This window comes from Cytophagales bacterium (assembly GCA_019456305.1).
Taxonomy (GTDB): domain Bacteria; phylum Bacteroidota; class Bacteroidia; order Cytophagales; family VRUD01; genus VRUD01.
Map to the genome: position 1 here is coordinate 1 of VRUD01000128.1, position 6,684 is coordinate 6,684.

At 35.2% G+C, this 6,684-nt stretch carries 6 protein-coding genes; 3 read left to right on the plus strand and 3 right to left on the minus strand.

Annotation, left to right across the window (positions count from 1 at the left end):
* Nucleotides 1–355: 355 nt before the first annotated feature.
* Nucleotides 356–955, minus strand: coding sequence for a ribonuclease HII (locus FVQ77_17000; GenBank protein MBW8052001.1), 600 nt, complete (start codon nt 953–955; stop codon nt 356–358).
* An 87-nt stretch (nt 956–1,042) separates the two neighbouring features.
* On the opposite strand from FVQ77_17000, the gene FVQ77_17005 reads away from it, so the two are divergent.
* From FVQ77_17005 to FVQ77_17015, 3 genes are all read left to right on the plus strand, one after another.
* Nucleotides 1,043–1,660, plus strand: coding sequence for a YfiR family protein (locus FVQ77_17005; protein ID MBW8052002.1), 618 nt, complete (start codon nt 1,043–1,045; stop codon nt 1,658–1,660).
* Between the two features lie 165 nt (nt 1,661–1,825).
* Nucleotides 1,826–3,049 (plus strand): tetratricopeptide repeat protein, encoded by a 1,224-nt coding sequence (locus FVQ77_17010; protein MBW8052003.1) that lies wholly within the window; start codon nt 1,826–1,828, stop codon nt 3,047–3,049.
* A 71-nt stretch (nt 3,050–3,120) separates the two neighbouring features.
* Nucleotides 3,121–4,959, plus strand: a complete 1,839-nt coding sequence (locus tag FVQ77_17015) for a SpoIIE family protein phosphatase (protein MBW8052004.1) — start codon at nt 3,121–3,123, stop codon at nt 4,957–4,959.
* Between the two features lie 104 nt (nt 4,960–5,063).
* Here FVQ77_17015 and FVQ77_17020 read toward each other — a convergent pair whose 3' ends face one another.
* Nucleotides 5,064–6,002, minus strand: coding sequence for a hypothetical protein (locus FVQ77_17020; protein ID MBW8052005.1), 939 nt, complete (start codon nt 6,000–6,002; stop codon nt 5,064–5,066).
* A gap of 88 nt (nt 6,003–6,090) precedes the next feature.
* Nucleotides 6,091–6,684, minus strand: a 594-nt coding sequence (locus FVQ77_17025) for a T9SS type A sorting domain-containing protein (protein MBW8052006.1), incomplete at its 5' end; no start/stop codon positions are given.

Genomic DNA, 6,684 nt, shown 5'->3' on the forward strand with positions numbered 1-6,684 from the left:
CCTTGTTTTGAACTAGTAAATTGCCAAAATTTTCGGAACTTAACTTTTTTGATTTCAGGAGGTACCAATTAGCGTAGTGTACATTAAATAGGTGTCGGACACCTACAATTAATTAATATCACAAATATTACCAAAATATTCGAAAACTCATAAAAGGCAGGTGTCCGACACCTTCACTGTATAAAAGGACAATATTGCTCTTGTCACTGTCTGAGAGTGCTTTGAAAAGTCTAAAGATTTCATCTGTATGTGACATAAGTTTTTGATGCAAGATACAAAAAACATTCAACAATTAGATTAGAGCCTCAATCATTAATCAATAACCGACTAAAACCAACTTTATTTGATTTTGAATCTAATACAACAATTTAAAGCTTTTTCTATGATACTCACATACTCCGTAAATTTTAATCGCCTCTCTGTGAAATTTTGTTGGATATCCTACATTTGTTTCCCATCGATAATGAGGAAAATCACAGGCAAGCTTCGCCATGAGGTCATCTCTATAGGTTTTAGCGAGAATAGATGCAGCAGCAATAGACATATATTTCCCATCACCTTTCACGATACAGCTATGGGGAATATTTTTGTATTGTTTAAACCTGTTTCCGTCTACAAGTAATAATTCTAATCCTCTACCTTTCTGATCCCATTTTCCATTAAGTTTATCTAAAGCTCTATGCATCGCTAAAAATGAAGCATTTAATATGTTCATAACATCTATTTCCGTATTAGAGACTTCAGCTACAGACCAGGCTATAGCTTCTTGTTTTATTTCTTTAGCGTGCATTTCTCTTTGCTTTTTGCTTAATAGCTTTGAATCGTTTAGTTCCGGATCATTATAATCTTTTGGAATGATCACCGCAGCAGCTACTACCGGTCCCGCCAGGCATCCTCTTCCTGCCTCATCAAGCCCGGCTTCAACTAAAAATCTATCATAATAAGGATAAAGCATGTTCTCAATTGACAGTTGACAGTTGACAATATTGCCTACTGTCAACTGCCTACTGCCAACTGTTTTTTATATTTTCTTATATATAATTTGCAAATTAGCATCGGATTTAAGAAATTTGGAACGATTTTTATGTATTTATTTACAAATCGTTACAATAGCACAATGAGCAGACGTATCATTTATATACTCATCATATTCAATATTCAATATTTAATATTCAATTTTCAATCATTAGCGCAGCCCGATGCGAAGCAAGCAGTTGCACATCTTCAAACTATTTTCATTTATCGTTTTACAAAATATATAGAATGGCCCCTCTCTTCCAGGCAGGGAGATTTTGTGATAGGAATATTGGGTGATGAGATACAAATACTGAATGAAATGAAAAAAATGGCAGAAGGTAGAAAAGCAGGAACAAAGGATATTGTTGTAAAAAATTATAAAACTATTGACGATATTAGTGAGTGTAATATACTTTTTATACCAAGAAAAGAGAGTGCGCAGTTAAGCTCTGTTATTGACAAGATAAAAGGATATAGTACATTACTAATCACTGAAAAAGAAGGCATGGCGAAAAAAGGTGCAGCGATCAATTTTGTAGCTATTAATATCAAGCTGAATTTTGAATTAAACGAAGCTAATGCAGAAAAGTATGGTTTACTGGTCAGCACAAACCTGTCGCGGCTTGCTATTATCGTGGATTAGGTGGTACCGTACCGGAAAAAAATAACCGCAAAGACGCAGAGACGCTAAGGTTATATTTTTATAAAAAAACTTTGCGTCTTGGCCCCGCATATTGCGGGGGTAAAAAAGTTGTTTCAATAACGATTTAAACGAATAAACGTATAAGTATTTAAAATTATTACTATTTTGTTAGTATTAGCAAACATATTGAAATCTCGTATCAAACCTGTGATGCTTATTCTATCACTGTTGATCGCTGGTTTTACATGCTCTGAGTACTCGGGGGTAAAAGCTCAACCCAGCCTTAGATCTGTTGCGCATCATTATCTAACCAATGGTGAATTGGACAAAGCAAAGCAGGCAATAGATAAGGTTTGCGAGCATGAGCTCACTATAAACGATGCTGAAACCTGGTACTTAAAGAGTTTTATATACAAGGATGTTTACACTAAAAAGGAATCTGCCGATCCTGATTCTCCTGCTCGTATAGTATCTATTGAATCTGCAAAAAAAGCCATTGACCTGGACAGTGAAAGAAAATATTCAGACCTTTGCAAAGAATTGATCAAATATCTGGCAAGCTCAATCTTTGATGATGCCTCAAATGCTTTAAATAAGGGGAATTATAAGTTTGCCATTATAAGTTATGAACAGTATTTAGGATATATAAAAATACCGGAGCCTGACAAACAGGATGCCAGCGCTTTATTTTACGTTGGTTATGCCGCCTTGCAAGATAAGCAGGTAGAAAAAGCAAAGGGGTATCTCAAGCAAGCCATTAATTTGAATTATGACAATCCTATTGCTTATTTACACCTTGGAAATATTTACTGGAGTGAAAGAAATATTGAAAAAAGTTTAAATATTCTTGAAAAAGGGCACCAGCGATACCCTGATAATAAGGAAATACTTATCACTCAGGTAAACTACTACGTAGAGCTGAACAGGATAGATTCGTTAGAAGACAAACTTAAAAAAGCCATAGAACTGAATCCAAAAAACATTGAATTATACCTGATGCTTGCCCAGGTATATGAAAGAAAATCGGAAGTTGATGATAACATAGAAAAATATTTGCCAAAAGCTAAAATAATATACAAAAAAGCCATCTTGCTTGAACCGGATAATGTACGAGCAAATTATAACCTGGGTATCTTATATTACAATGAAGCGGTAAATTTGATCAACAAACTGGACTATGATGTTGATTTCGTTGCCATTGGTGAAATACAGGATAGGTGTATAGAATTATTCAAAGAATCTTTACCATATATGCAAAAGGCGTATAAATTAGCCCCGAACAAAAAAAATACGCTCATTGGACTTGAAGGGATCTACTATGGACTTGGTGATAATGAAAAATCTAATGAGATCAGACAAAAGATAGAAACAATAGAAAAGAAAGAATAAAACCCGATTAGCTAATTATCACACCTGTGTGCCCCCGAGTACTCGGGGGTGCGCAGGCACATTTTCAAATTATGAAGTTTAGGTTTACTATAGGGAAAAAAATTGGTACTGGATTTGGTGTGTTAATCTTGTTAACGCTTATCATTTTTTATTTGACGCATGATACAGTAAACGAAATTAAGCAAATAAGTGATAATATTACAAAAGATTATAATCCTTCCATAGATGCTCTGGAAGACTTTAAATCATTAATAGCCAAGTCCAAGTTGTACATTAATAACTGGGTATTCATTTCAAAAAAGGCTGATGACCCGGAGAAAGAAAAATTACGGGATTTGATTGATAAAGATTATAGGAGAGTGAACTTAAGAATTTTAAACGCTAGTACCTATTGGGATGAAAAAGAAAAATTGAGCAGGGATACCATTTTCACAATTGTAGAATCACTATTCGCCAAACACCGCTTTATTATGAGCCAATTAAACTCTTTTTCTGATTATGAAGACGCTGCAATTTTATTTACGATGAGCGATATGATTGAATTTGAGATTGATGTACTTACCAAACAAATCCTGGAAAAATTAGAGCATCTTATTTCGATAAAGAAATATAAAACAATATCTGAAAGTGATATAATACAGAAAAAAATTGCAAAATTAAAAAGAAATGTTATTGTCACAGGCATACTTTTACTGCTGGGAGCAATATTAGCTGCATTCTTTACCCGCAGATCAATCGTAAAACCAATTTTTGAAGTCAAAGATATATTATTATCATTAGGTAAAGGCCTGATCCCCAGGAAAAAGATGAATGAAACCAGAACTGACGAGATTGGAGAAATGTCTGTTGCATTAAATTCTATGGTTGAGGGAATAAAACGTACAACTGATTTTGCAAATGAAGTGGGAAGTGGAAATTTCCAATCTAAATATGTACCGTTAAGTGAAGAGGATACTTTGGGCAAGGAGCTTCTAAAGATGCGTACCAACCTGGGAGAAAATGACCGGATCATGAGAGAAAAGATCAAGGAAGCTACTGCAGAGATATTACAACGAAAGGAGGAAATAGAAACGCAACGGGACAATATTCTGGAAAAAAGTAAAAAACTGGAAGAAGCTTATGATGTGATTACTGAAAAGAACAAGGACATAACAGATAGTATAAATTATGCCCGCAGAATTCAAACTGCCATTTTTCCACCAGATGAGCTTGTAAAATCCCTTCTCAATGACGCTTTTGTATTATTTAAACCCAGGGATATCGTCAGTGGTGACTTTTACTGGTTAGAAAGCCAGAATGGTACCGTCTATATTTCAGCAGTAGATTGTACAGGGCACGGTGTACCCGGTGCATTCATGTCAATAATCGGGTATAATATGCTTAACCAGGCAGTTTTAGAACATGGAACAAGTAAAGCTTCTGATATACTTAATGAATTGAATAAATCTGTAGGCAATGCGCTCAGGCAGACTGGTGAAGCTTCCAGCACAAAAGATGGGATGGATATAGCTTTATGTGCACTTTCCTCTAATAATAAAGGGGTAAAATTACAATATTCCGGGGCATATAGCCCTTTATATTTGATCAGAAACAAGAAATGTATAAAAATAAAAGCCGATAGGTTCCCGATTGGTAACATCAGTGAAATACAGCAAAAATTTACCAATCACGAATTTGAACTTCAAAAAGACGACATTTTTTATATTTTTACCGATGGATATGCTGACCAGTTTGGAGGGCCAAAAGACCAGAAATTCAAATACAAACAATTCAGAGAATTACTCATAAGCATTCATCACCTTCCGATGGAAGAACAAAGATCAATTTTAGATAAAAGAATCAGTGAATGGATGAAAGATGAGAAAATCGAACAAACAGATGATATTCTGGTGATTGGAGTTAGAGTTTGAGCGCATGGCGTATAAAAGCAGTAGGCAGTTGACAGTAGGCAATATTGTCAACTGTCAACTGTCAACTGTCAACTGTCAACTGTCAACTGTCAACTGTCAACTGCCTATTTCTTTTTCATCTTCACTTCACGCGCATTCGCATACAATTTATCATCTTTAGCTACTGCGGTCCAATGAAAAAAAATTTTCTTTCCGTATTTAGACTTAATTTTACTATCAAATTCTATCAACTGGTCATCTTTGATAGCAACCTGATCAGAGGTTAATATGGCAGGAAGGGAATCAGTATTGATAAAGTCAGTAATTTTTTTCCCTCTGACTTCTGATAATTCATATTCTAATAATATGTTAAACATGGGGTTGACCTCATCAAAAGTCAATGTCTGCAGGTCAACAACGCACATCAGGTCGGTTGAATAGTTTACCAGCATTACCAAATTATCAAGGCGCTTCTTTTTTTCTTCCAGCTCTTTTGAATCCCTGTCAAATGCCCGGTGCACATCAAATGTAGACCGATTTACCAGATAAGATATCGTAATGCTTAATGCCATCGTAAACAATGCTATTACAAAGAAAAAAATATTTTGTCTTTCGGCAGAGATAATGCTTTTAACAGGAATGCTGAAGCTATCAGCTCCATAGATCATCATGATTGATAAGAGAACTATCACCGACCAATAGATTCCCTGTTTTCTGCTGGTTGAAAATGCAGCGATGGGAAATATAGTTAATACAAATATTGCAGGACTTACAATACCACCTGTAAAGCAGGTTAAAGAGACCATCTCTATATAAGACAACACAATGAGTATCTGATAGGTGAGATAATGTTTATTGTGGAACCTGTAAAGCAATATGTTGGCAATAATACAGACAATATAAATACCAGATATGATAACTAAGGGGTGCCTTACCTCAAATACCTGCCACGTTATTAACAATACAATAGTAAAAAAAAGAGCTATCGTATAGGTTACGATTTTAGTTACTAATGTTTGTCGTGCAAGCAGTTCATTAAAGACCGGTTTTTGTTTTTTTACCACGGTATTTGTCTTCTTTTTTTTAACCACGAATTACACAAATTAAATTAGTGTAATTCGTGGTTTCATTATCCAGTATCCAGTTCCCAGCTCACAGCACCGAAATTTTCCTGACAATCTTTGTCCCATCCAAACCGGGGCTATTTCCCTTTAAAGACCTGATCTCTGCAAAATACATCCCTTTTCCAAAATCACTAACATTGATGTTTATCTGATCTTTAAATTCGGCATTAAATATCTTCTGCCCTAAAACATTAATTACCGATACCTCATAGCTGCCGTTCCGGTTCATATAAATTGAAATATTGTCCGTTGAAGGGTTGGGATAGATCAGCGCATCTAATTTTATTTTAATTGCAGTGGTTTCTTCATCTATGGAAGTTACGCTATTAAAATATACCGGAAGGTCTATATTTGTAGGATAAATATCAGAAAAAGAAATCCTTTGAACTGCAGTTCTCGGAGACATTGCTGCACCATTAAAAACGTAGGTTTGTCCATCCCCTGGTTTTCTTCTGAAAAAATCTCCGTCTTCAATAGGAAGATTGGGATTTACCTGGAAACGGGTAAAGTTGCTGCTGGTGATCAATATTTTGATCTTATGGTCCTCAGCCCAGGTGTAGGCAATAGGCATCATCTTAAATTTGTATTCATAAACCTGCCCGATATTGATGTTGGTAAATTG

Excerpts from the sequence above, each read along its gene's own strand:
- FVQ77_17000 (MBW8052001.1), bottom strand. The coding sequence starts at position 955 with ATGCTTTATCCTTATTATGATAGATTTTTAGTTGAAGCCGGGCTTGAT.
- FVQ77_17015 (MBW8052004.1), top strand. The coding sequence starts at position 3,121 with ATGAAGTTTAGGTTTACTATAGGGAAAAAAATTGGTACTGGATTTGGT.